Annotated in this window: 15 protein-coding genes and 1 riboswitch; all 15 genes read right to left on the reverse strand. The window is 58.4% G+C overall.

The window, feature by feature from the left end; all coding sequences use genetic code 11:
- Positions 1-111 precede the first annotated feature (111 nt).
- Positions 112-10,341 carry a filamentous haemagglutinin family protein gene (locus R5L00_RS06135; RefSeq protein WP_317653767.1) on the reverse strand — a complete coding sequence of 3,410 codons (10,230 nt, stop codon included), beginning with the start codon at positions 10,339-10,341 and terminating at the stop codon, positions 112-114.
- Between the two features lie 132 nt (positions 10,342-10,473).
- Entirely contained in the window at positions 10,474-11,988 is a 1,515-nt protein-coding gene (locus R5L00_RS06140; protein ID WP_317653768.1) for a ShlB/FhaC/HecB family hemolysin secretion/activation protein, read from the reverse strand.
- 183 nt (positions 11,989-12,171) lie between these two features.
- On the reverse strand, positions 12,172-13,668 hold the full coding sequence (locus tag R5L00_RS06145; protein ID WP_107693582.1) for a hypothetical protein: 1,497 nt from the start codon (positions 13,666-13,668) through the stop codon (positions 12,172-12,174).
- Between the two features lie 88 nt (positions 13,669-13,756).
- Positions 13,757-14,629, reverse strand: a complete 873-nt coding sequence (locus tag R5L00_RS06150; RefSeq protein ID WP_317653769.1) for a PEP-CTERM sorting domain-containing protein — start codon at positions 14,627-14,629, stop codon at positions 13,757-13,759.
- Between the two features lie 105 nt (positions 14,630-14,734).
- Positions 14,735-14,815: riboswitch (cyclic di-GMP riboswitch) on the reverse strand.
- A gap of 480 nt (positions 14,816-15,295) precedes the next feature.
- Positions 15,296-16,075 (reverse strand): XrtB/PEP-CTERM-associated transcriptional regulator EpsA, encoded by a 780-nt coding sequence (epsA, locus tag R5L00_RS06155; protein WP_317653770.1) that lies wholly within the window; start codon positions 16,073-16,075, stop codon positions 15,296-15,298.
- A 276-nt stretch (positions 16,076-16,351) separates the two neighbouring features.
- Positions 16,352-17,017 (reverse strand): type II secretion system protein, encoded by a 666-nt coding sequence (locus tag R5L00_RS06160; protein ID WP_317653771.1) that lies wholly within the window; start codon positions 17,015-17,017, stop codon positions 16,352-16,354.
- A gap of 31 nt (positions 17,018-17,048) precedes the next feature.
- Positions 17,049-17,465 carry a type II secretion system protein gene (locus R5L00_RS06165; RefSeq protein WP_107693580.1) on the reverse strand — a complete coding sequence of 139 codons (417 nt, stop codon included), beginning with the start codon at positions 17,463-17,465 and terminating at the stop codon, positions 17,049-17,051.
- Positions 17,466-17,520: 55 nt separating this feature from the next.
- Positions 17,521-18,021: a type II secretion system protein gene (locus R5L00_RS06170; RefSeq protein ID WP_107693579.1), complete on the reverse strand. Its 501-nt coding sequence runs from the start codon at positions 18,019-18,021 to the stop codon at positions 17,521-17,523.
- Between the two features lie 12 nt (positions 18,022-18,033).
- The gene (locus tag R5L00_RS06175) at positions 18,034-20,286 is read right to left on the reverse strand and encodes a secretin and TonB N-terminal domain-containing protein (protein ID WP_317653772.1); all 2,253 of its coding nucleotides are present in this window, start codon (positions 20,284-20,286) and stop codon (positions 18,034-18,036) included.
- Complete coding sequence (locus tag R5L00_RS06180; protein WP_317653773.1) at positions 20,283-20,831, reverse strand: secretion system X translation initiation factor; 549 nt, start codon at positions 20,829-20,831, stop codon at positions 20,283-20,285. The genes R5L00_RS06175 and R5L00_RS06180 overlap by 4 nt, the downstream gene beginning before the upstream one ends.
- Positions 20,828-21,415, reverse strand: a complete 588-nt coding sequence (locus tag R5L00_RS06185; protein WP_317653774.1) for a hypothetical protein — start codon at positions 21,413-21,415, stop codon at positions 20,828-20,830. Before R5L00_RS06185 ends, R5L00_RS06180 begins: the two co-directional genes overlap by 4 nt.
- On the reverse strand, positions 21,406-21,954 hold the full coding sequence (locus tag R5L00_RS06190) for a fimbrial assembly protein (RefSeq protein WP_317653775.1): 549 nt from the start codon (positions 21,952-21,954) through the stop codon (positions 21,406-21,408). Before R5L00_RS06190 ends, R5L00_RS06185 begins: the two co-directional genes overlap by 10 nt.
- Positions 21,954-22,778, reverse strand: coding sequence for a hypothetical protein (locus tag R5L00_RS06195; RefSeq protein ID WP_317653776.1), 825 nt, complete (start codon positions 22,776-22,778; stop codon positions 21,954-21,956). The genes R5L00_RS06190 and R5L00_RS06195 overlap by 1 nt, the downstream gene beginning before the upstream one ends.
- Positions 22,759-24,465 carry a GspE/PulE family protein gene (locus R5L00_RS06200; RefSeq protein WP_411555593.1) on the reverse strand — a complete coding sequence of 569 codons (1,707 nt, stop codon included), beginning with the start codon at positions 24,463-24,465 and terminating at the stop codon, positions 22,759-22,761. The genes R5L00_RS06195 and R5L00_RS06200 overlap by 20 nt, the downstream gene beginning before the upstream one ends.
- The gene (locus R5L00_RS06205) at positions 24,462-25,646 is read right to left on the reverse strand and encodes a type II secretion system F family protein (protein WP_317653777.1); all 1,185 of its coding nucleotides are present in this window, start codon (positions 25,644-25,646) and stop codon (positions 24,462-24,464) included. The genes R5L00_RS06200 and R5L00_RS06205 overlap by 4 nt, the downstream gene beginning before the upstream one ends.
- Between the last annotated feature and the right edge of the window lie 2 nt (positions 25,647-25,648).

Genomic DNA, 25,648 nt, shown 5'->3' on the forward strand with positions numbered 1-25,648 from the left:
GTAAACGCGATGACAATCCGGCCCTAATGACGAAAAGAACCGATCACCTGTAGTGATTTTCCCAAACCGCCACTACCCCGTTAGCAGGTCCGTATTTCCAGACCCATCTTCCTACTCGCCGTGCCCGATTACCTCGGTAGAAATAAAGGTGGGTTTAAGTTTTTTCATTGAATCGGACGTGCGCGCGGCATCTGACAAATTCTGCGATAAAGCGGCTGTTGCCTTGGATACGTCATCTCCCTGAGATGTGGAACCGGAAGTGGTGGCGGTGACCGCGCTGGCATCCGCCACCGGGGTGCCGGTGGATGTGCCGGCAACGGCGATATTATCCGCGCCCAGCACGACCTGGGCGGCAATATTGAGATTGCCGGCCCGAATACCAGCATCCCCCGCGTTCACCGTGCCGGTGGGCGCAACCAGGTCGATGTCGCCAGCGGGCTTCCCGCCGCTGGAAAGGGCACCTATCCCGCTGCCCGAAGCCGCGCCTTGCAATTCCTGCGTCACGTTACCCTGGGCATCGACTTTGATGATCGGCGGAGGCACCGCGGTTGCACTCTTCTTGCCTTTACCCGCATCAATATCGCCTTCGCTCGACCACAGCAGGACGTCTCCACCGCCCACCGTGAGAATGCGCGACTGATTGACGGTGATATTGTTACGAGCAAAACCGCGCACGTCACCTTCGGCGACGGTCAGCATTCCAAGGACATCGTTGCCCACGTCTACCAGTATTGCGGGGGTATTGGTGAGACCGACAATCAAGTCCCCGCCCGGCACCATGAACTCGATATTCCCGCCGCGCTCGGTCTTTATACGGCTGGCAAACAGATTGACTTCTCCCTGGTAATTTTTAAAGGTGCCATCCTCATTCTTCTCGCGCAATCCCGGGAACACCAGCTCCAACGCCGCATAGCCGCGTTCATAGTCGGCGGCAAACGGGCTGTCCGGATTGTTGGAATCGCGTCCGGTGACCAGCAAGGCGGAATATATCATCGCCCGCACCATGCCCTGCTGCACGTCCGCATTCAGCGCCTGTACCGCTTTCACCGCCTGCAAGGCATCAGGACCCTCCAGGTTATCGTTCTTCACCAGCCAACGCGCCTGCCACAACAGGACATCAGCCGGGTTCCCCCCCGCCTTTTCCAATTCCGCAGCCAGCCGGTTGACAGCCCCGGTGTAATCGATCCCTTGCGCCCCCACCCCGGCCGCCACATGAATATCGGCGCCCCCGGCGGGCAATTCCGCATTATCGAGGTCACCGCGGCTGACGATTCCAGCGGAGGTGCCCAGGTCCACATTACGCCCCGCGGTCACCTCCAACCGCCCCAAACCGCCAACCCAGATTTTCGCGGTATCTATTCGGCTATTTCCGGAGGTAAAGGCAACATCCCGGCCTGCTTCCACCCGGCTGATATCCCCCTTGCTGACGTGCTGCGCCACAATCCCGAGATCGCGAACATCCTGTCCCGCACGTACCCGAACGGCCTTCGATAAATCCAGGTTTGGGAGGCCCTCAATGTTGCCCCGGATATCCCCAGCTACAGCATAAACTCGCGCCGGCTGAGTATCTCCGGTATGCACGGGAACGGCGGCATGAACAAGCACCACGTCCGCAGCCCTCACTGAGGTGGTCGGAAATTGGGTATACGTCGATCCTGGCCGGATCCCACTCGGGATCAGCGCTGGATCGCGGTCGCTCATGGATATAACCGCGGGGATATTGACGGAGTTCGTCGCCAATAGCGTCAACTGCGCGCGTGGCGAGGGGCTCAGCACGATGTCGGTAGGACCATCATTCATGACAATATCATTCTGAAAAGCCGTTGCCGATAGATTCGGCGGCAAAAGGGAAAGCAGGTCTGGTTGGTACCGTTGGCCCGAAATAGTGAAGTTGAGCCCGGGGCCATTGATGCCCTGGGTCTTTCGATAAGCTTCGGGTATATTTGCACTTCCCCCCCCGCCATTGTGCATCGTCACCTTGCCACTCAGGCTCTGCATATCTACACCACTGTCCTTACTGTAGGTCGAAAAAAGGCTCCAGCTTGGGCTGGTGGCATTGTTGACGTTAAACGCGGCGCCGGTGCCGGAAGACTGAACAACCAGATGGGGATTTAGCACGGTTTGAATATTGACATCCCCTTGCGCGCGCACTAACGCCCGCGCATCGCCCAGGGCCAGAATGGTGTAGAGTGGATTGCCGGCTACAGTCTGCCCGCTGCTCACCGAGCCACCTGCTGTTATAACGACATCGCCACGGTCGGCATAGTATTGGCCGCCCAGCAGGTCGCCCCCGGTTGTCACCCTCACGTCGCCGCCGCCGGTCGTCACCAGTTTTGTCGCATCCGGCGCAGCGGCGGTCATGCGTGCCTGCGTTGGGGCGCTGGCGGAAACGTTTTCCACGTTGCCGCGGGCCTGCAGCGTTACATTGCCCCCGCCCAGCGCGCCGACGCCTTGCTGGAACTGGTCGAAGCGTACCCACCAGGCGGGTTGGCGGGTGTACTCCCCGGTGGATGCGTTCACTGCCCCCTGGCGGAACAGCCAGTTGGAATAGAGTTGCGCCGAGGGCGCGCCGGTAATATTGCCCATCGCCACCAGGCTGACATCCCCTCCGCCCTGGCTGAACTGGCTATTGACGGGAACGACAAAACCGGCGGCGGTATCGGATATCCGTCCGGCGGTATAAATCGCGGACTTGTTATCGGCCAGTTTTATGTCGCCGCCTGCGGCGAGACGAATGTCGCCGGTGCCGGTGCGCACCAACTTGCCGGCTGCGAGGGTGATGTCGCCGCTGCCTGCCTTCACTGCCAGCGGATCGGCAGCATCGGCATCCGCGCCTGCAACCAGCCGGTAGCCCCATGAATCTCCTTCAAGCAGGGTGGCGGGCGTGGTGCCGCTACTGAAAGGCGTCGCCACGTTGAAGCCGTCCGAGAGGTTGTTATCAAGATTGAGGTTGCCTGCCGCCCTCAGGGTCAGCACGCCAGGTTCTTGTCCCGCGGGCCGGGTAGCGAGATTCCAGTCATTGCTGAGCGCAAGATCGCCGGCCGAGCGCACTTCAACCCCGCCGCGCACGTGGAAAACGGCATCACCAGCCTTGCCCAGACGCGACGCAATCGTGCCGGCGTTGGATGCAAAGCTGGTATTGTCGGTGTTCACCGTATCAAGGCTGAGGGTGCCACTCCTTGCGCCGGAAGCGGTCAGCGTCGTAATGTTGTCGTAAACCTTGACCGCTTCCACCGCTACCGACCCGGCGCCGCTGATGCTGCCGCCGATACTGCCGACTGCCACGTCAGTGCCCGCGCCGCTCCCGGTGCGCGGTGCGCGCAGCACTACTTTCCCCCCGTGTCCGTTGTTACCGCCCTGCACGTCGATCGCGCTGCCTTGCGCGAGGTTCAGGCTGCCCACGGCAGTGCCGATCTCCACTTCACCGCCACTCTCACCGCTACCGGTGGAAACGGCGTCGAGCTTCCCCCCAGCCAATACCGCCACATCGTTCTTCGCATGAAGATGGATGTTGCCCGCATCCTTGCCCGAGGCATCGACATGACCCGCGACATCCAGTTTTCCCCCGTCCGCCGCAATATGCACCTCCTTCGCCTTGACCGTGTCTGACGCAGCAACGCTGACATCGCCGGTGCGTACCCGCACCGTCCTCGCGCCATCGAATTCGCCCTGGTTGAGCATGGTGTTGAGAGCGGAGAAGTCCGGCAGCGTGGCCACATCCAGTTCGAAGCGCCCGCCGTTGCCTTTGGCGCCATTGCCGTCCTTCACGGTTGAGCCCTCCAAGCTCCCAGCCGGCAAGGTCCCCGCACCTTTCGGTGCGCGTACGTTCACCTTTCCTGCATCCGCCCCCAAGGGGGCGGACACGTCGACCTTTGCGCCCTCGGTCACCACCACATTGCGGTTATCGCTGACCAGTTCGGCGCTGCCGCCTGGCGACCCGCGTTGCACGTCGAAGAAAGCCACCGACCGTCCGGCTACGTCCACGACTGCATTTGCGCCCAGTGTAAGATCAGCGGACGTCGCGGTAAGTCTGAGCTGTCCAGAGGGCAGAATCGCCTCGGTATCCAACATCACCTCCGTGCCCGACAGCGCCCATTTCGCTCCAAGCGCATTTACCGCCGCGAGCGCACGATCCGCCGCAGTATCGGCGAAGTTGAGGGTGCCGCCTGCGGTCAGGCTCTGGCTGGCACTTTGCTCGCCGCTGATACGCGCAATGCTCATGTTTGCTGCATTGGCTACAATATCAGTAGTTCCTGAGCCGCGTCCGATAAGCTCATTTGCCCGAACATCGACCTGGGAAAATCCTTCGATCGCTTTGGCGCCTTCGCCGAGCACCAGCTTATCTGCCTGTATCGCCAGCGTACCGGTGCCGAGCGTACCTCCGGCGGTGAATGCCACCGCAGCCGGATTGGAAAGCGTGATGGCAGCGGCACGCAAATTGGCGGTTTTACCGACATTGCTCAGTCCGGCCAGCCCGCCACCTAACAGGTTCAGGGCTTGCAGGGTCGGCTTGCCGGCAGAGTTTACCCCTCCGACATCCACATCGCCGTACAGGTCAAAAGTGGTATAGCTTGTCAGCGTCAGCGAGTTCAGGCGATCCAGCGCGTCCAGTTCGCCCTGGCTGAGAATCAGACCCTCGGAACCGGACGGCGCGTTCCCAAAATTGACGCGCGTCGCACCAACCGTCAAATTACCCGCGACGGGATTATTCCTATCGTTGGCAAAACTGGTTGTACCCGCAAAGGCATTCTGTTTCGTGGCGTCCAGCGTGACCGAGTTTACTGAGCGGATCGTGCTCCCGGCTTCACCGATCAGGGCACCCTCGCTACGACCCGGGCTCCCGGTACGGGAAAAGGCGGCATGGGTGGAGGCGGCCCGCACCAGCGCTCCATTTCCCTCCGTGCTGTAGCCGGCGCCGGTAGTATTTGCCTTGCCTTGCGCGTCGATGGCACTGCCAGACTTGAGCGTGAGCGTATCCTTTGCGACCAGGATGATTTCCTCGCCCTTCAAGGCATGATCGGTGTCGTTAGCCAACGTTACTTCGTCCGTCCCTACATTGAGCGTCGTGCTTGCGCCGACCGTAGCCCCGGCACTACGCGTGCCGCCGATGAACAGGCTGGCCGCGCCGATGCTATTGAGCGTGGTGACCGCAATGCGGGTGGCAAGCGGATCGACGCCGGGAATTATGGAACCTGGCTGGCTGGTGATGGCGATTTTAGGCGCGCTGATGTCGACCGCAGCGCCCCGGCCCCCCACGCCCGCCGCGAGTTTGTAGATGGCATCCAGCTTGAGCCCCGCAGTCGTATCCAGGGATAGCAAGCCCGCGTCCTGCGGACGGCTGACCCCTGCGGCAAAGAACTCGGAGGCCCGGGTGAGAGTGATTTCTGAGCGTTGCAGAACCTGGTCGCGGGTCAGCACTTCAAAGCCGTGCCATAAAGCATCGCGCGGGCCGCCCGCGGATGCCCGGCTGTCGGTAACATAGCCGGGCACAACCTGGCTGCCATCCTGCTTGCTATAGGCTTGGCCCGGCAGCAGATTGGGCACATCCATATTCGGGCTGACAGCGTAAGCGCCCGGCAGCAGCGCATAGTGCCCGGGCAGCAGCGTATACACGCCCGCCGGCAGGCCCGGTATCCCGGAAAGATACACTGCATCTCCCGAGGCACGGTCGAAACCCACATTCTCCTGCCTGTCGCCGGGGGCGAACCCGCCCCTATTGCCTGGGAGGATGGCATAGGTTCCGGCGTCGTTGAGAATGTCGCGCGACCCACCTGGTCCCACGCTGAACTCATAGGCCTGCAAATCTCCACCCCCGGCGAGGTCGAGCGCGGCGCCCGTCTGCATGTCGATATTCGCCGCATCCATGCGGATGGATTTTTCGTTCAACGCAAGCTGCGGAATCTCGAACGCATCCGGCCTGTAAACCCAGCTACGCCCGTTCACCAGCATGCCAAAGGGAACCATGCTGCTGGGTGCGGCCGCCACGGAAGTCATGCTGCCATCCTTGAAGGCGACGGAATTGGTAGCGTTGAAATTCAGTTGGCCGAACGGCGCCCACACATTGCCGCCCTGCACGATATCCGCCGCCGTCACGGAAAGACTGCCCAGGGCGGACAGAGGTTGAGCTGGCTGCAGGCTATTGCGGGTGAAAGAAACCGTCTGTCCCGGTGCCTGGATGCTGAACTGGCTATAGGTGGTGGGAGCAACAACCGCACCGCTGAAGGCCAAGTCTCCGGCGCTGGCGAGCATGCTGGTGGGACGCTGTACGCCGGTGCTGCTTATTCCTTGCAGCCTGACTTCCTCGGTCCCATTCAGTTCTGCGCGCGCCATGCCGCTCAAGGTCAGGTTGCCCGCCAGTTCCAGCAGTTGCGAATCCGTCTTGAGAACGCCGTCGCCGGCAACCGGTGTGTTGACCACTTCCACCCGGTTTATGTCGTAATTGCCCAGCCGAAGGGTTTGCGCCTTCAACGTCGCTGCACCCCTTGCCATTTCGATACGCGCGGCATCGAGCACCAGCTCATTCAAGGGCAGCGTCCGGTTCGCCCCCACATTCAAGCCGTTTTCCAGCCGGATCGCATCAATGCTTTTAAGCGCGACGCGATCGAAGCCTGCAGCCTCCAGCACTGCAGAGCCGACCCTGGCCTGCCCGTTCAACCCGCTTGGTATAGCCGCGCCTGGAGTCAGGTCACCCACCTGCGGTGCCACAATTGGCGCCAGGCTCAGCACGCGCTCCCCAACAGGATATCCAAGACTTGGGTCCGGGGCAGTGAAGTTATTGCCCAGCACCAGATCGAATACACCGCCGCGACTTGAGCCGCTGCCCGCATGTGCCGCGAAAGCGCCGTCCAGCAGCCCACCTTCGCGCGCGCTGATGCGTAGCGACCCGGCGTCGCTGCCGATCCACTGCCCCAGTCCTCCCGCTTCATTCAGGATATCAAGACGAACCGGTGTGGCACCCGATAGCTCGATTTTCGAACCGGCCTCGGTCACGACATAACCATATTGAGCATGCAAGGCGACTTTACCCCCATTCAGCGCTTCGCCCTGGGTAAGGCGATTGCTGTCCAGAAAAGTCAGCGCCATGCCCGATACATCGAGGACCGCCTGCTTGCCCAGCCAGAGACCGTGAGCAGGATCAAATGCCTCTTGGGCTTCGAGGCCGTGATCAAGCGTTGCCGAAATGGTGCCGCCGGGCGCGCTGATGCGGCCCTGTATCTCCAGCAACTGCGCCGCCGCGAGCGTCACGTTTGCCCTTGGATCGGCCGCGATGCGCGCGCCAGCGCCGATCAGCAAGTGGCCCGCCCCATCGGCGGGATTTTTGGCGGTAAGACTCAAATTCAGCGGGTGGCGGATCAGGTCATCCAGCTTTACCTGGCGCGTGAAATCCTCCAGCCGACTGCCACTCGGCCGCAGGGTATAGTCCGGCTGCAATTCCAGGCTGAGGGTGGTAGGCGTAACCTTTGTGCCTGACGACACGGTCAGTTTATCCAGCCCCGCAAGATGGATGTTGGAAAATCCGCCGCGTTGGAAAAATTCCGCGTCCAGGTTGAGCGTGCCCGGCGTATTGTCCGGCACGCCGCCGATCTGGATCTTATTGCTGGACACGGTAAGCGTGCCCCCGCTGCCGCTATCGACCCCATAGCCGCGCAAATTGTCGGCAACGCCCGATACGGCGTTGCCGGAAATGCTGATTTCACCGCCATTGCCGGGGATGACTCTGCCTTCCCCGTCCACCCTGAGCCGGCCGCCACCGGTGACGTCCAGCAGCGTGTTCTGCCCCAAGGCGACGTTGTCTCCCGCGCTAAGCGCGACTTTGCCGCCATGCACCAGCGCTACCTCGCCGGAGCCCGGCGGCATGCCCGGCAATTCGTTCACCCAGGCCCCGCGTGCCGACAGCGTCACGCCATCCGCTACAGTCAAATTCACTGGCGCGGACGCGATATTGACATCGTTTCTTGCTGAGTTGAGTACAATCGAACCGCCCCTGGCCTCGATATCGCCGTCGACTGTCAGCCCCTGCGCGGCAATATGCACGCTGCCTCCCAGCGGAGCACGCAAAGCCTCGCGCACGGACGCAGCATAGTTGCTGAATATCTCCAGATTGGCGATCTTATCCTTGCCCAGCAGCGAAGGGTTAAGGGTTAAAGTACTGACGAGATCGGACGAAAGCGCATCGCCAAACTTGAACCCCGCCGGCAGGGCAACGCCGGCGCCACCCAGTTCGACCACCTGGTTGAGCTTGTGGTCGACTCCGGCGCTGAGAAGGGGGTTAGCCACAGGGTCGTTGCCAACTGTCAGCCGGGCGCCAGCAGGCATGATGCCTGCGTCGCGCTGTACCTCGCCCACGACAGTGCGGCCCTGGATATCAGCCTGCATCACGTTCGCGCGCAAACCAATGACTTCCAGCGCGCCTGCATTCTTGCCCTCGGTATAGCCGGGATCGTAATTGAAGCTCTGCCCGAGGTCGATCACCTCTTTCACATTCCAGCGTCCGTAATCCTGCACATAACGCGTAGCGATGCCGTCATAGCGCACATCGGCGCGCGCATCGGCGATGTCGGTCAAAATCCCACGCGACATAATCAGCGTGGTGGGGACGCTTGCCGGCGAATAGCGGAGGCTTCCGCCCGAGAGATCGATTGCGGCGCCGGCTTCGATGATGCTCTCTCCTTGCGAGCTCACGCGCACCGTACCACCCTGGGTGGAGCGTTCAGCCACGCCGCGCTCCAGACGCGCCTGGTGGGATTCGAGACTGTCCTTGGCAATCAGTGTGGGCTCGCCCGCGGTGGCATTGGCTAAAGCGCGGTTAATATCGACAAAAACCTTCTGGCTGCGCAGCGGCCCATCACGATTCACCGGCGAGTCTTTCAGCTCATCCCCGCGCAGTTCGATTTCCACGCCATTACGGGCTGCGGAAATTGCCACGTTTTCCAGTCCAGCGACATTGATGCCCGCACCGCTCGCTATATGAACCCGGGCAGCAGCCGAGACAGGCGCATTAAATACCTCCCTGACTGGATCATCGGTAAATAGCAAGCTGGGATTGTCGATCGCGATGAAATTCACTTCGCCGGCCGGCGCGTTGATCATCGCACCATTTTCCATCCGGACGTCCTGTCCCACCACCTTTACCTGCGACGGAAGCACGAGGCCGGTGCCTGTCAGCCCATCCGGCACGCCGGTCTTGTCGGATACGTCTGGCAATATTTCGGTCAGGCTGCCCGTGCCGAGGACCGCGTGGCCGCCGCGGGTCGAACTATCCTGTGCCGTGGCCGCATCCTGCGCCATCAGATATATCGAACCGTTAGCGACCACCGAACTGGTCGCGCGCGCGATGCCTTGCTGGTTTACCGCGTACCCCACCATGGTGACATTGCCACGCGGCGTGCTCAGTTCGCCCAGATTGGTGACGTGGCCGAGCTTGTCGCGTGCAGCATCCTTGAGCGCGACGGTTTGACCATCGAGCTTGCCATCCTTGACACCCGTGTTGGCGGTTTCGAAGTCACTCAAGCCAACCGGACTATCCACCTCCACCAGCAGTCCGCGCACGTTCGCATCTGTGGGCTGCGCAGAAGCCGAACGCAAAAACACCTTGGTGCCCGCCGCCGCAACCACCTGGCCGTCGGCCGCCTCCACCCTGCCTTTATTGATGACGGTGGGCGCGATCAGCATGACGCGGCCCTGGCTGCCGGCGGTGATGCGCGCGCCCTCGAACACCTTGACGAAGCCTCCCGAGCCTTCGAATTGCGGGCTTGTCTTCTCGGGGGTAAGAAACGCATTCAGAATGAAGTTATCCTTGATATCCAGGCTGCTGGCGGTAAAGCTGTTGAGATTCACCTGGGACGAGCCCATGAATGCAATGCCATTCGTATTGACTAGAATGATATTCGCCTTCTGCCCCGTGGCCTGGCTGATGATGCCGGCGATAACGCTGGGATCGTTGTCCCAGACCCGATTAAGGGTAGTGAAGTTGGCGCCCTGCACCAGGTTCTGCTCGACAAGACTCTCCACTTGACTGAATTGCACCGAATGGCCCGGGCTGACGTTAAAGCTTTCCCAATTGAGAATGGCTTTGTCACCCACCTGGTTGACGATGGCCTGATGGTCATGGACGTGATAATTTGCCTGACCCGACGTGACAAAATCCGGTATCCCGCCACCGCAACTGCCGCCAGCGCACGGCACGGGCAACTCAGCCTGCGCAGTTGTCCCTATCAGCAAAATTGTCAACAGAAGCCCCTTACTACCGGCCGCCTTGCGACAGCCCCGTGCCGATTCTGCCGCCGGAACCAGCATGCCCAAGGTCGTGTTGAAAATTAATTTGTATAGTTTACGATTCATTTTTTCCACCTGCGCCCGGACGGGAAGCCTTGATATCCCGCCTCATCCCACCTTGCGTTATCACGTTATTCTGTTTAAACCCGGCTTCGATCGGGCGTTGGGGCGATGTATTCGAGCGCCAGCTCGATCTCATCACCACGCTTGCCGCACCAGGAAATGCACCCGTTTGTCTCCCGCCTTGGTCCTGTTAACGTCCTCAAGCGCAAGCGCCCAGCTAAAGTCAGCGGACGCTCCCTTCCATGCTTTGAGATGAAATCCCATGCCGGTACCCGCCAGGTCGAACCGGTCTATCTGGCCGGGCAAGGGCTGCTGCACGCGCACGACCCCGCCATCGATAAAAGCCACCAAGCGAAACTCGTCGATTGGCCTGATCAGATAGGCGGCGTAGTTGGGGGTAAAGACTTCAAATTGTCCGGTTGCGCTGTCGTCGCCCAAGGCCGCAACTTCGAGGTAGCCGCGCACCGTATTTATCCCGCCGACGATGGACTGCTCGTTGTTGATAAGCGGCTGCGCTGCAATCTGCCAAGTCGCACGCCCCGTCCATCCCCACCCCCCGGGCATGGTGTGGGTATGGGAAAAGTTACCACGCAGAAACATATAGTTTGAATGTGCCTTGAAACGCTTGTTGGCAAATTCGGCTTCACTTCCTACCACGTCGCGCAGGTGAAAATTCAGCGAGAGTCCAAGCTTGGTGGCACTTCGGCCGCCAACCCAGGTGCCATCCCATCCGACAGTGAATGGCATATACGTGATGGGCGTGTTGAAATTACCGCCCTCAATCAGATTGACTGTCTGCCCGAAGTCCTTGTAGTCGACACCCAGGGTGGCGGTATGGAAGAATCCATCGACGCCCGGCAGGGGAAGGATATAGCGCCCACCGACCATTACGCCGTTGCCCAGCACATTAAGCGCCCCCACTGACGCTACGTTGGAATCAGAATAGACGCTGTATAAGGCGAGGAAGCCGCCGGTCGGAACCGGCATTGTGTAATTGGCGGAAAATACCTTGCTTTCGTCCGGATTCTGCGGTGCAACAAGGCCGGTGAGGCCAAGGCTATGCTGCCGGTGCCAAAGGTTGTCCCAACTTACATTTGCACTGAGCCGGGTAAGTGTTGTATTCGGGATCTGGCGGCTGTTCAGTTCGATACTGCCGTGCAGAGGAAGCTGATCCTTCACTTTCAAATCGACTTCCACCGTACCCGGCGTCTTTCCCGCTCGGAGGACCGGCGTGACGCGGCGATCGGCGGAACGATTCAGGCTCGCCAGCTGTTTTTGCATTTCCGGAAAGTTTGGAACCTTCCCCTCGGCCAACTCGGGTATCGTGGCTTTAATATCAGCGGGACTGAAATAGCGCGAATCCACCACACGCAAGCGCTTCACTGGCGCTTCCGTCACCGCCAGCCGCACAACCGCATCTTCCACTTTTTGCTGGGGAATCGTCACCAGCACGGTCAGGTAGCCCGCGGCGTGGTACGCACGCTCCAGCGCGTCGCGCGCCCGCTCCACATCGTCGAGGGTTCTTACTTCGCCAAGGTGCGGATAAACTGCTTCTTCGATCACCGCAACAGGCAATAACGTGGCGCCTTCGACGCGGTATTCGAATACATCAAACTGTGAATTTTGTGCATATGCGCTCGACATAGGCATGAGGCCGATCAAGCACAACATGCAGCTTGCACACAGCGCTTTTTTCGCCATTCGCACGATTTGAGAGCTCAACTGAAGCATTCTTATTTTTGTTCTTATAAGCGCAAAACGGGACAGCCCGGGATGGGCTGTCCCTTTCACAGGGTCGGGACAGCGTTGCACCGTCCTGATAACGTGAAAAGCCTACTGGAACGCAGGCTGGCAGGAATTGCCGAGACGTGCACCCTTGCCGGTGGGACCACTGGAACCGGCCACCGGTGTGGCGAATATACCCTTCAGATCGCTTTCACCCAGCGTGGTGGTTACGGCCGAGATCAGGGCCGCCCCCGAGGCACTGGCGGGACTGACGGAGCCCCCGGCAGTGAACGCTGCGAGTTCAAACCAGAAGTCGTAGGAGCCATCCATCGCTTCCGCGCGCTGTTGGGCGTCGGTGTTGGGGGAGGCACGATTCAGCTTGACGAACGCCCACCGATCAGCGGTAGCGGTCGGGGCCGGCGTGTTTTCCATCGACATTACGCCCAAGCCAAACTGGTTTGCACCCGTCGCCGTGTTGAGCGCGGTTTTCACGCCGCCTGTGCTGGACTGCTCGGTGACAATCGCGGTGCCGGTGCTGTCAGTGGCGCGTGCCGGTTCCAGCGCACCCTGGGACGTCCCCGTGGCACAAGGCTTATCCAGGAAACGTATATTGGACGCCGACTGAGTGCCGGAGGTTGGGACGCGGCGCGCCAGGTTTACTATCGAACCGGCAGGCCCGCCGAACAGGCTACCGTCCACGCTGCCGATGGTGCCCTGGGAGGCGATAGAGGTATAGCGCTGGGCGGGCATGCTGGGCTGGCAGGCAGGGGTGAGATTGGGGGCGGTTGCGGAACCATCATCGCAAGTGGCAGCCAACAACCCGGCCGTAACATCATTCTTCTGCAATTGGTGGTACAGGGGGTAGCTTACCGCTACGCCGAAGGCCTGGCCGATGTTGGTCGCCACCTCTGAACCGATCTCGCCGAGTTCCGCCCGGATAGCCAGGTTCTGCTTGTTAATCAGATACTCGGTATCGGAAAAGCCGCCGTCGGGATAGCTTTGCCCGGGAAGCGCGGATGCATCACCCTTGACCGAAGCGGTGAAGGTCTTGGTAACGACGTCGGCGCAGTTGTTGTAGCGGCCGATGTTATAGGCTACACCGTTCAAGGTCACACTCGTCGAGCCAGCCGCACCCCCGGCGCACTTGCCCCCGGCACCGAGCAACGCCAGATTGTTGATACGCTTCAGATTACCCGGCAGGTAGCCGTTGGGATTGGGCTCGGCGGCCATGCTCAGATGCGGTGCGTAGGCGTTGAACGAACCGCCCTCAACCGTGTGGTATACCACGACTTTCTTTCCGGCCAGCGAACCGGCGGCTGAACTCATGGTACAGGCATACGCCACGCGGTCTCCACTGCTCTTGCCTGGTTCGGTACCGGCGGCTTCCAGATACATGTGCGCATCATTGGTGCCGCCGTTGCCGGCCAAGCCGTTGCAAAGCGACATCACGCTGCGGAACACTGCATTGGTGGGCGCAGATGCGCCGGACAGCCACACGTAAGTGGTTGGGCCGGCGGCGATCTGAGCGGGAGTCAGCGCGAAAGCAACCGGAGCCGTGCCCAGCGATGCGATGGCCAGGGCGATTTTACTCAGTTTCATTTTCATTTTATGTCCTTTTTTAACTGATTGAATACTGCAACAAATCCCTGCGCTTTCTTTTCCGAGATAGAGGAAAGCTTCAGCGGATTTACGATTAGACGCCCGTACGGCGGCGGACGATCATGCTGAGCATCCCCAGGCCGGCGAGCAGCATGGCCCAGGTCTCGGCTTCAGGCACGGGGCTGGTGATGGTAAGAACACCTGCCTCGCTTAACGAAACTTTGGTGAATTCGCCAGCACCGATGGTGCCGTCGTGGTTCAGGTCAAAACCGAAGGGGGTCTTGGTGGCCTGGGCCAAGTTCGAAGTGGAAGAGGTGGTCAGAAACCAGAAATTCTGATCTGTACCCACAGCTTGTGTGGTGTCGACGGTCGTCTTCTGAAGCCAGGTATCGCCCTGCCCAAAGCCGTTAATCGCGCCGAAGAAGGTATCGGAAGGGTCCGTCGCGGTGGCAACGCTGGCGCCATTAACGACGGTGCCATGGGTGCCACGGCTGTTGTTGGCATCGACATACTTGTCCATGCCGTTCATGGTTTTCACGTTGGCGTTGCCCTGGCTCGGGAATGCGTCAACGTTGCCCGTGGTCAGGTAACGTGAACCGCCTTTAAGATTCCGATCGGTATCATCCAGCGCGATTACGTTGAATTCCATCTTACCAAGATTAGACGCACCAACAAAGCTGGTCAGCTGGCTCCATGATGCGCCGTAATCGCCCGTCTTAAGATCCCAGCTTTTGGTATAGCCGGCCTGGCCGTTCGCTGCGATCATATCGTCCATCTTGAAGCCGAGATCGAACAGGCCAGATATGTCGTCACCGCCGGTGGTAGCGGAATCGCCACCGTAGTAGCGTACGTTGAGCAAGAGCTCGCCGTTGCCGCTCGGACCGCCGTCGATGGCGGCAAAGGCGGGGGTTCCCGCGGCCATGATTGCCGCGACTGCGAGTGCCTTGAGTTTTAATTCTATTTTCATTGCTGATGCTCCCTTAAATGAATTAATGAGTTGCCTGAGATCTGACCAGGCCAGTCGACCATGGGTCGATATGTCCAAGTCTCTTCGGTCAACATCTAACATCTTTGGAGCAACCCGGCTGCCTCCCCTTATGGGAGACCCGTAGCTTTCCGTCCCCGCTTCGCAACGGGTTTGGCTTTATCCCTGACCATCGCAAACACTTCTTACCGGCCGCCGCCAGTGTATGAAAACACCGTTAAGCGCTTGTGAAGGGCTGTCTTGCTTTTCGTGATACTTTCCGGCTATTTTTCTGTGCCTGTCGTCACGGCTCAGCAATGCGATCGCTGTTCCATTCCGCCTCCGAATGGTAATGATGGGATGTGACGGTATATCGTTAGCACGACTCGCTTTTCATGGAGCGTTCGGACTATACGGTAGAGCGCGAGGTTACAAAGGCCGGCGATGCTGCTGACGGCGATTTTCTAGACGACTATGCTTCAGGCGGGAAAGAACCGGGAGGTGGACTATGTGAGAGATAATGACTGGAGCGTGAGATGCGATGACGGATAACGGGAAATATGCTTTTCAAACGGTGGCGATGCGGAACCTCACTGCCGGGCCGGCCACTGGTTGCAGCGTAAGGCGGTTGGAAGGCTGCGACCGTGGGGAGGTCCTATGACGATGCCCCTAGAGCGTGATCTTCAATGCCATTGCTTTAGCCACGGCGTGCGCACGGTTATTGACATCCAGCTTGCGCAAGATTTTCTGCATATGGTTTTTTACGGTAAGAGGGCTGATATTGAGCGACTGCGCAATTTCCTGATTGTTCTTGCCGGACTGAACATGGCGCAAGATTTCGGTTTCGCGATCAGTAATGAGTTTCCTGTTTTTCCCCGTAACAGCCCCGTCCTTCCGATGCCGTTCATGGAACAGCATCCGCACTAATGCCGTGTGCATGTGAGGCATCAATAATTCGAGGAAATACGCATGGCGCTCGGTCAAGGGGACGGAAAACTGTGTGAAGGCGAAAAAACTGCTTGTACGGCCGCTGGTGTCATGCATTCCGTGCGCTGCAATGCGATCCAGAGCGTCACGCTTGAGGTCGTTGGCGAATTGGCGGTACGCAATGGCCTGAGGCTTACTCGGGCACAGCAGCAACGGCTGATTTTCGTCCGCGCTCCAGGCGGACATGAGGCGGAAAATGATTCCGCCCTCCGCACGGCAAAGGTCGGAAAATTTGGCCGCGCAAAATTCCGTGCGGCTAAACTTTTCGATACTGATGGATTCTTCAGACCCGTCGTCGAATATGCAAACGAGCATGACATGTGGCAGGAGACTCTGCACCTCCCCCTGTGCCCACAAAAAAAATTGATGTCGCTGCGTTATGCAAGTAGATGAATCTATAATCCGGAACAGATACTCGATTTCTCGTTCCGTCAGAGCAATAAACCTTTCAGTGTCTCTCATGCCCGGCTTTATGTTATGCGCGTCCCCGGTCACAATCTTGGGCACACGGTTTTTTTTGAACTTCTATCAACCGTAGCATTCTCGGACGTTCGCATGACAGAAACATTAAGATCATGTGTCATCTACGTGAATATGGCGTAGGCGGAAAAGCTCATGGCACCGGCTTTGGCATTTGTTTTCCCGTGACTGGAACTCGGGTTGCAACCTTGTCCGCACGCGTTCCCGTTGCCATCGCCTGTGCAATATGACAAGCGATAGTGCGACGGGGGCTACGTATCAGCCCGGGTTTACGCCTTCACGTGGTGGCTCCCGCCGACGGAACAAGGAATCATTCTCGCCCGATGGGTCTGGTGAAGCCGGAAACATGGACGAACCGGGTTGAGTTTGCTGCTGTTGATCAGCCTGTGGTTGAGCGGGTTGTTTTTGATCGAAAGGGGAGTTGGTCTGATTCTGAGGCTGGGCCTGCGGCTGGGAGGCTCCGCCTCCCGCCTCGCCCGGCAAATAAATAAACTTCCATTCGCGATAGCTGTCCGCTTCTGCGAAAGACTTGTAGCGCTCGTGAAAATTTGCCTTTTTAAGGGGTTTATGAGCCGAGAGACTGTGTACCCCGGTAATCCCGACGCCAGGCCGGCTGATCAATCCCCATTCGGCAACCCCAGTCATCGGGTCATGAAAAATCTTGCGCAAATGCCGGGTGGCGGTGGGGAAGCGATTGTCGAGAAGCAATTTTTCGAGCGAATCCGGATAGCGCTTGGCGCCGGGAGAATTCTCGTAGTACGATCCAATCGCGAGCCTGAACTGTTCTCCGACGAATAAAAGCTCTTTTTCCTTCTCACGCCGCGCTTCGGTTTTCCACACCTGCCCCGCGCCAGCCAGCGCAATGCCGGCGAACGCAACTACGAACATTATCCAGATGAAGGTATAACCTTTTTCATTGCACATGCTAGACATGCGACACCTTTCCATCTTTCAGCTACCAGGCGCCGTAATATGTTCCGTTCTTCGCCTGTCCTGGCGCGCCGCTTTGGACATCGTACAAGCCCCCCGACCCGTCCGCGGGAGGAACTGCGATCCATGTATCCGCGCTTTCAGTAAGAGGGTCAACCGGAACGGCGCGTAAATACCGCTTCTCCACCAACTCGGCGAGATCGGCCGGATATTTGCCGGTATCGCTGTAAAACTTGTCGATGGAGTCGCGCATGACATTCAGATCCTGGCGGAGCACTGTTTCCTTTGACCGGTCCAGCGAATTGAAATATTTAGGCGCAACAATGCTGAGCAGGGTCGCGATGATTGCCATCACGACCAGTAGTTCGACCAGGGTAAAGCCGCGATAGCCCTTGTCAGGGATTAATGCGCCGCTTTGATTTTCCCCCTGCCTGTTCTGCATGATTAAGTCCCCGGAGGCGTATGGCAGGCTTACTAAGAAGTTTTCCTAACGCTGCTCACCATTTGTCGTAAGCGATACCGTTTAAGCCGGTCTTTTGAGATCGCGAGTACACATCAAAAACGTCGTCGCCTTCCTGCGGATTATCCGGGGGACTTTCGTAAGCGCGTTTCCCCCACGTTTCCGCATCGGATAACGAAGGGTCCTCTGACATTGGATCGCGCGGCAACCGGCGTAAAAAATAGATTTTGCGCTTTTCCGGGTCCTTGATGTCCGGCACGCCGGTGATCAGATCCTCCAGTTTGCGCGGGTATTCCGATTCATCTGCTTTCCTGGCGATCCGGCCGTCACTGACCGCGCGTTTGTACGCATCGATTGCTTCCCGGATCTGCCGCAGTCCCACCCGCAATTCCTGTTCTTTTTCCCGCTTCACATGCAGCTCATACAAGGGAACAGCCGAGGAGGCCAGCACTGCCATAATGGCGACCACAATGGTTAGTTCGATGAGACTAAAACCGCTCTCGGCTTTTAGCCTTGCGACGAACTCTCTTGTCGCCATGGATTCCAACGATTAGCGGATATCAATACTGACGGCAGGCGGCAATGGAACTTCCGGAAGACCTGCGCTTTCGCCCTGTAGGGTGAGGCTCTTGATCGAGACTTGGGTTGTGACCGGTTTTTGTGCAACCGCTTTGAATCGCAGTTCCGCAAATCCTCCTCCCTTACCCAGCTTCAACGACCGTGATCCTGATTTCTCGCCTCCATCCAGCAATTCCAGTACGCTCGGGTCGTAGCTGAGTTCCAGCTCTGCAGGTGGCAGCGCGTCGGCTCCGCCCAGGCTTACGCTGACCGCGAATTCCTTGTCGGCAAGCACTTGCTCGGGTCCCACCAGCATCAGGACAGGAACGCCATCGGCGGCAGGGGCAGCATCCCTGGAAGGCCTCGGCTCGTCTGTTGGAACTGCAGACTCGGCGGCCAAACCAGCCCCACCACCGGTCCCCGTGGGTGCCATTGCTAGCGAATTGGGTGCGCTCTTTTTGATTGTGACGGGACGCGCCCCTACCGCGTTCTCGGTGCCAAAATGAAGATCACTGTCCGCTCTTGCCGGGCGGGAGATATTTCGGACGATACGGGGGGTTATCAGAAGCGCAATTTCAGTCTTATTGCGCGTGAAATTCTGGTTCGTAAACAGTTTCCCAACCCATGGCAGTTCACCCAATCCCGGGACTCTCGTAAGCGCTGCGCGTTCGTCGTCGCTGATCAATCCCGCGAGAACCTGTGTTTCTCCATCCTTAAGCGCAAGCGTGGTGGCGGCGGTACGGGTCCCTACCTGATAGGCGAGGCCCCCATTTGCTATCGGCACCTCTTTGACAATATTACTCACCTCGAGGCTGACTTTCATCGAGACCTCGTCCTGCAAGGTGATTGTGGACTCGACGTCCAGCTTGAGCCCCACTTCAAGATAGCTCACGGAGGACGCCACGCCGACGTTGGCGGTCGCGGTGGTGGTGACTACCGGAACCTTATCGCCAATGAGAATTTTTGCCTTCTCCCGGTTTTTCACCCGGATGCGGGGATTGGCTAGAACGTTGATAATTGCCTCGGTTTGCTTGAGATTGATTACCAATGCCGGGTTGAGGATGATAGCCGTCAGGTTATCCAGGCCCCCGGTGCCACCATTGATTCCGGCGGAACTTATTCGAAAATCTGGCGGTGGAATACCAGCAGCAGCCGTGGCTGCGTTCAGCATATTCACCCGAACCTGATCCGGGTATAAGAAACCGAGATTGCGCAGAAGATCGCGTCTGATTTCGAGCACTTCGACTTCCAGCATGACCTCCGGATCAGCGAGGTCATTCACGGCAACCAGTCGCTCGACTAGGCGGATCGCATCCGGCGTATCCTTCATGACAAACGAATTCAACCTTTCGTCGACGTGCATATCCTTGGTTTTGACCAGTCCTCGGACCATGGCGACGATTTGCTTCACATCGGTGTTCACAACGAAAAAACTGCGGACGCTCAACTCCTGATACTCCTTCTGCTTGGCGGGCGTATTCGGATAGATCAGCACCGAGTTTTCGTTAAGCACCTTATGGGTGAGCTGATTCGTCATGAGCAAGAGCTTGAACACATCCTCAACGTTGGTATCGCGCACAAAAATGCTGGTTTTAGTATCCTGCCTGACATCCTTGTCGAAAACGACGTTTATCCCCGCGGCGCGCGCCATTATTTCAAAGATGGATTTCAGACCGGCGTCGCGGAACTCAAGCGTAACCGGCTTTTTATACGCGGTTTTCAGAACCGGCCCGACCTTTTCAGCCTGGAACTCCATGTCCGTGATGAGTTGTAGGAGACGGCGGGCGTCCTTCTGCTGCGGATTTTCCTGCAGAACAGTGCGGAGCTCCGGTTCGGCGGCCACATAATCTTTTCGCGCCATCAGTTCTTCCGCCTGTTTCAGTATCACACCGTGGCGGCGGTCCATGTCCAGCCCGGCCAAGCCTTCCTGGGAGCGATCGTTGTGTGGATTTATCTCCAGTGCGCGACGATAGCCTTGCTCCGCAGAAGCGACATCGCCTTTCGAGCGCGCAATATCTGCATCCAGCAGGTGACGCGCCGCTACTGCCTCTCGCTGACGCGCAAGTATGGTGCGGATTTCAAGATTATCCGGCTCCTTTCTTGCCGCCTCTTCGAGGCTGGCAAGCCCCATGTCTATCTTGCCTTCGGCAATCAGGCGTTTGCCTTCCGTAAACTCTTTCTTGGTTGCGCACCCCGCGAACATGACCAGGAACGCGACAAACAGAACAACCGCTCCCGCCCTCATCGAATCTCTCCGACCGGTGCAGTGGCAAGCATCTGCTTGGCATTGAGCGGAAGATAAGTAACGATGATTGCATGGTCGTTCACCTCATCCAGGCGGTACTGGCTATTGATTTTCTCTCCTGGCTTGACAATATAATTACGTTCAGCCAGCGCAAGGAATACTTGGGTTTCCTCACCCTCAATAATCTTGCCGAGATATTTGAATTGAAGCGGCGGCGGTGGAGGCGGTTGATTTTTTTCGGCCTCAGATTGGGGAGGGGGAGGGGGTGCCCACGATTGAGCACGAAAAATGTCTCCGGCCTGGGTGCTGAATTTCCTGCGCTCCAATCGATCGAGCCGAAGCAGTTCATTTTCCCGCGCGTTTTCGCTCGACGAGCGAATTTCAGCCGTAGGAGCCTGTTTTCGTGGAGTTGCTTCTTCTTTAACCTGCTCCAGATCCGCAGTGCCATCCTCTCCACTGACCCATTGGGCGGCAAGAAGCGAGGCTAGCAATGCCACCCCCAGCCATAATGTGCGCCGCCCGCTTGGTGCCCCCGCTCCTGTCATTCCGGGCCTTCGCTCAGATAGAGATTGAATTTGAGATTCGCGTCCAGCAACTCCGAGTCCACCCCTTCACGTTTAATCGCAACATCCACCAGCGCCATTGGCGGAACGGCACGCAACGCACCGGCGATAAAACCACGCACCTGGGAATATTTACCCCGCACCGGCACCAGCATCTCATAGCGCGCGAGCTTCACCTCCTTCTCCCGCACCAGACGGTACTCGGTCCCGCTTATCTCTACGGCGTGCTCTGCCGCGGACTGTACCACCTCGTTAATCCAGAACGGAGTGGAATCAAAACTCGGAAAAAACTCGTAAAATACCTGCAGCCCTTCATGTCCTTGTACCGCCTTCCGGATGCCTGAGCCGCTTGTGCTTGTCCGCGCGGGTTCGGCCTTCAATTGCGCCTGCATCGTTTCCGCCTTGATCATAAGCGCGCTCGACTCGGCGCGCCGCGGTAACACTGCCGCGAAAAAAAACACTGCGGAAAAGACAAACAGCGCGAAACCGATTTTTCCAGGGGTACCCAGCCGTTCCGCTTGCCAGCGCATGCGCAGCCAAGTGTTTTGTAAAAAACTTAGGCCCATATTGCGGTCAACAGAAAAATGACGGGCCGATGAGGATCGTCCCGCTTGATTTCATATTTGAGCAGGTGGGCATCCTTAAGCACCGGCTCACGTTCCAGCGCGCCGACGAAATCCAGCATCGCCGCAATGTTCTTTGCCTCCGCGCCGATACGCATCATGCGACCGGCAGGGTCCGGTTGGAAGGAGAGCAGAGCCACATCATGGTTGGCGGCATATTCGACCGAATCAAAAAGCGCTTGCCACGGCAAATCAAGCTCGCTCATTACCGCATTGGCTTTTTTTACCTCCTGCTTCATGTCGCGGCCGACATACGACGACGATGACGATGACGAAGACGAAGTGCCCTGGGGCGCCGTGGTGCGCTGAACCCGCCGCTCAACGCTGGCGATACGGGTATCCCAATACGCCACCTCGTTCATGGCCAGATTGAACTCATACAACACAGCGCCCAACATCATGAGGCCAAGCGACATAATGATATAGCCCACGCGCTCCGCCCCGCCGCCGGTGTCCGGAAATCTGAGTCCAAGGCGGCGCATCAGGTTGCCCCGGCCGTCACTTCGGCAATGGTTGGATAATGCGGCGGAGCAGGCATGCTTTCAGTCTGCAGCGGAGCAATGCGCCATCCGCAGTCCTCCGGCAAGGCGAATTCTTGATGCTCTGGCGCAAACAGGTAGACCGTCTCGTCCGCTTCCTTGCTTCCGGAGAAGAGTGTTGCCTCCTGATGAAGCACCGAGATCAGTTCATCTTCCACATCGTGCAGGATTCGCTGGTTACTTATGCGTTGCCACGCGCCATTCTCCAGCAAGGCGATACAAACCCGTCCGGTTTCCAACAATGCGAACCATGCGCGGTTGCTATTGAATCGCTTGTACCAGTGATCAAAAGCGCCCGTGAGATAGGGTTCGACATATTTCAGCCTCGCCTTGCGCTGCGAGCTGATTTCCGTCATCCGTTCCAGAAAACTACGCTCAATCGCAGCGCATACCCCCCCGCTGCACGGATCCCACCCACTTACGCTGATGACCCATGTCGCGGCCCGGTCGCCATATACCTCGCGCATCTGAAACGCGGCATAGGCGTGCAATTCGGCCGGGGTCGCAATCGATGGCTGAGCGGGCAGGACTACGTAGCGAACAAAGGCGTTGGAAATGGTGATGCTTATGTCCACTCCGCCGGCGTGTTCGATTATCCGCTCGAATTGCTCAAGCGGAGCCTCCCACGCGGGCAACCCCGGCTTCTGTTCGCACGTGGCGGCAACCCGAGCCGCTTGCTTCGGCTTTATACCCTTGCGCAGCCGCGCCATATCGACCCGTTCGGGCGCAAGAAAAACCTGCATCCGGTCACGCCACAATGGTGACACGATTGGCCTCCTGCAAGCTCGTCTGCCCAGACTGCACCATCTCGAGCGCTGCGTCCCGAAGGAAACGAGTGCCATTACGCTTCGCTGCCTCCTTGATTTGCCGTATGGGTTCACGCGCCACGATCAGTTCGCGGATTTCATCATTCAAGATCAGCATCTCCGCAATCGCGCTTCGTCCCCGATAACCGCTGCCCCGGCACTGGCCACAGCCTTTTCCGGCGCGAAACCGGAAGGTTTCCGCCCGTTCCGGAGTAATTCCGGATGCCGCTATCAATTGCTCGTCCGGACGCTCTTCGGCTGCGCAATGCGCGCAGAGCAGGCGGACCAATCTCTGTGCGGCGATTCCGTTCAGGGCCGAAACGAAACTGTAGGGGTCGACCCCCATATGCGAGAAACGGCCGATGACATCGAACACGTTATTCGCGTGAACGGTGGTAAACACAAGATGGCCGGTCAATGCCGCCTGGATCGCGATTTGCGCCGTCTCCGGATCGCGAATTTCTCCAACCATTATTTTGTCGGGGTCGTGACGCAGAATCGAGCGTAAACCGCGCACAAAGGTCAGCCCCTTCTTCTCGTTAACGGGTATCTGCAGGACACCGGGCAACTGGTACTCGATTGGATCTTCGATGGTAATGATTTTATCGTGGCCGGTGTTTACTTCGGAAATGGCGGCATAAAGCGTCGTCGTTTTCCCGCTGCCTGTGGGCCCGGTCACCAGCAGCATACCGTAGGGTTCGGCGCTGAGCCGGCGCAGACTCGCCATTGTGGCCGGTTCGAAGCCAAGATGATCCAGTGTGAGGCCCTCCACATGATCGGCCAGCGCCTGCCGATCAAGAATACGCAACACCGCGTCTTCCCCAAAAATACTGGGCATGATGGATACGCGAAAGTCAATTTCCCTTCCCTGGATGGAAACTTTGAAACGACCGTCTTGAGGCACGCGCCGTTCAGCGATATCCAGATCAGACATCACCTTGATGCGTGAAATGACCTGTTCCGCCAAATCCGCGCCTTGCACCACCCCGATGCTGGTCAGAACACCGTCGATCCGGTATTTGATCGAAAGTGCGCCCGGTACCATTTCGAGATGTATGTCGCTTGCCTGTGATTTATGCGCGTCATATAACGTGGAATGCACCAAACGCACCACCGGGCTGGTCCCTTCGTTGATCGATTTGAGCGAAAGATCTTCCTCACCCGCCTGTTTTTCTCGGCTTGCCGCTGCGGGCAGCAAAGTATCCATGGCGCGCATGGTCTGTTCCTGCTGTGCAAAAAAGGCGACCAAGTCCGCCGGATGAACCAGATGCCATGCCGCGGGAACGTCGATACGGTCTTCCGCCCAGGCTCTCAAGTTCGGCGAAAACGGATTGGCGACCGCAAGGATGTATTCCTCGCCGTTGCGAAACAACGCGCATTCCTCGGCAACGGCTTCGTTAAAAGGCAACACTTCGAAGGCGGGGGTGAATGCGCGCAGGCGTTCCATTGTCAGCACAGGCATGCGCAGCAACCGACCCAGTTCCGCTATCAGTTGATCGGGCTCGAGGCCATATGTTTCCTCCAGAAAACCGACTATCGGAACGCCTCGCGTCGAGGCCTCCCTGCGCGCCTCAGCAAGCTGATGCGCATCAATACGCCCTGTCCCTGTTGCGGCCTGAAGGACCTCCGCTTCGATCAACTGGTTCAACCGACACTTCCCGCCAACTGAAATATAGGCATATACATAAGAATGATTATCCCCCCGATCACGCCCCCGATCACCGCCATCAGCACCGGTTCGATCAGCTTGGTGAGCCACTCTACCCAGCGCGCGATTTCTTCATCGTGAAAATTGCCGATGCGCTCCATCATCTCACCCATGAGACCGGTTCTTTCACCCACCCGCAACATGCGGTCGCCGACCGCCGTAGTCAGCCCTTCAGCTTCCATTGCGTTTGAGATGGTCTTTCCTTCGCGGATCAGAAGGGCAGCGGCGCGCACTCTTGGTCGGAAGTGCGGTTGCAGCAGGCCGTCCACCATCTCCAAGGCTTTCACCACCGGGATGCCGCCGCGCAACAGCATGCCTAATGTCCTATAAAATCGGGCGAGCTGATAAACCCGCATGCGTTCCCCAATGGCTGGAATACGCCATAACTGCTGGATCAGCCGCACCCTGAATGCCGGACGGGTGATGCCATAAGCGATTAGCGCCAGCACAGCTGCCGCAACACCCGCCATCTGCCATCCCTGTTCCTGCACAAGATGCCCCCATTCAATAAGCAGCATTGAGAGCCAAGGCAAATCCGAGCCTACATCCTCGTAGATGGCGCTGAACTTCGGCACAACAAAAACCAGGAGAAACAGCCCCACGAGCAACCCGATCAACAACAAGAGCACAGGGTAAATGGAAGCGCCGATCAGCTTCTTGCGGACCAGATCCATCTGTGTATGATAATTTATGAAACGCGTTAACGCCTCAGGCAGGTCGCCGGTACGCTCGCTTGCCCTTGCGGTCGCGACGTAAAGCGGGGGGAATGCTTGCGGAAAAAACTCCAATGCGCGGGAGAACGTAACACCCTCGTAAAGCCGCGCAAGCAGCTCCTCGATAATTTTACGTACGCCGGCGTCCTGCTCTTTATCCGCCAGTGTTTCAATACTCTCCACCAGACTGAGTCCAGCTACCAGCAGCGAAAGCAGTTCCTGGCTGAAGTGCGCCAGCGGAAAACGCAACCTCGGCTTCGGCATCCAGCCTGAAAACCGGCGCCTGACATTCAGCACCATCCCGCCTTGCGCCAGCACCTGGAGACGCGCGTCTTCCGCGCTATCGGCGTCGAGTTCAAGAAATACCGTGCCTCGCCCGGCAAGCACAGCTTTTACTTGATAGCGCATTG

The organism is Nitrosospira sp. Is2, assembly GCF_033095785.1.
GTDB lineage: Bacteria > Pseudomonadota > Gammaproteobacteria > Burkholderiales > Nitrosomonadaceae > Nitrosospira.

What these genes read in the sequence shown, in the direction of transcription:
- R5L00_RS06135 (WP_317653767.1), bottom strand. Translation starts at nt 10,341, where the DNA reads ATGAATCGTAAACTATACAAATTAATTTTCAACACGACCTTGGGCATG.
- R5L00_RS06140 (WP_317653768.1), bottom strand. Translation starts at nt 11,988, where the DNA reads ATGCCTATGTCGAGCGCATATGCACAAAATTCACAGTTTGATGTATTC.
- R5L00_RS06145 (WP_107693582.1), bottom strand. Translation starts at nt 13,668, where the DNA reads ATGAAAATGAAACTGAGTAAAATCGCCCTGGCCATCGCATCGCTGGGC.
- R5L00_RS06150 (WP_317653769.1), bottom strand. Translation starts at nt 14,629, where the DNA reads ATGAAAATAGAATTAAAACTCAAGGCACTCGCAGTCGCGGCAATCATG.
- epsA (WP_317653770.1), bottom strand. Translation starts at nt 16,075, where the DNA reads ATGAGAGACACTGAAAGGTTTATTGCTCTGACGGAACGAGAAATCGAG.
- R5L00_RS06160 (WP_317653771.1), bottom strand. Translation starts at nt 17,017, where the DNA reads ATGTGCAATGAAAAAGGTTATACCTTCATCTGGATAATGTTCGTAGTT.
- R5L00_RS06165 (WP_107693580.1), bottom strand. Translation starts at nt 17,465, where the DNA reads ATGCAGAACAGGCAGGGGGAAAATCAAAGCGGCGCATTAATCCCTGAC.
- R5L00_RS06170 (WP_107693579.1), bottom strand. Translation starts at nt 18,021, where the DNA reads ATGGCGACAAGAGAGTTCGTCGCAAGGCTAAAAGCCGAGAGCGGTTTT.
- R5L00_RS06175 (WP_317653772.1), bottom strand. Translation starts at nt 20,286, where the DNA reads ATGAGGGCGGGAGCGGTTGTTCTGTTTGTCGCGTTCCTGGTCATGTTC.
- R5L00_RS06180 (WP_317653773.1), bottom strand. Translation starts at nt 20,831, where the DNA reads ATGACAGGAGCGGGGGCACCAAGCGGGCGGCGCACATTATGGCTGGGG.
- R5L00_RS06185 (WP_317653774.1), bottom strand. Translation starts at nt 21,415, where the DNA reads ATGGGCCTAAGTTTTTTACAAAACACTTGGCTGCGCATGCGCTGGCAA.
- R5L00_RS06190 (WP_317653775.1), bottom strand. Translation starts at nt 21,954, where the DNA reads ATGCGCCGCCTTGGACTCAGATTTCCGGACACCGGCGGCGGGGCGGAG.
- R5L00_RS06205 (WP_317653777.1), bottom strand. Translation starts at nt 25,646, where the DNA reads ATGCGCTATCAAGTAAAAGCTGTGCTTGCCGGGCGAGGCACGGTATTT.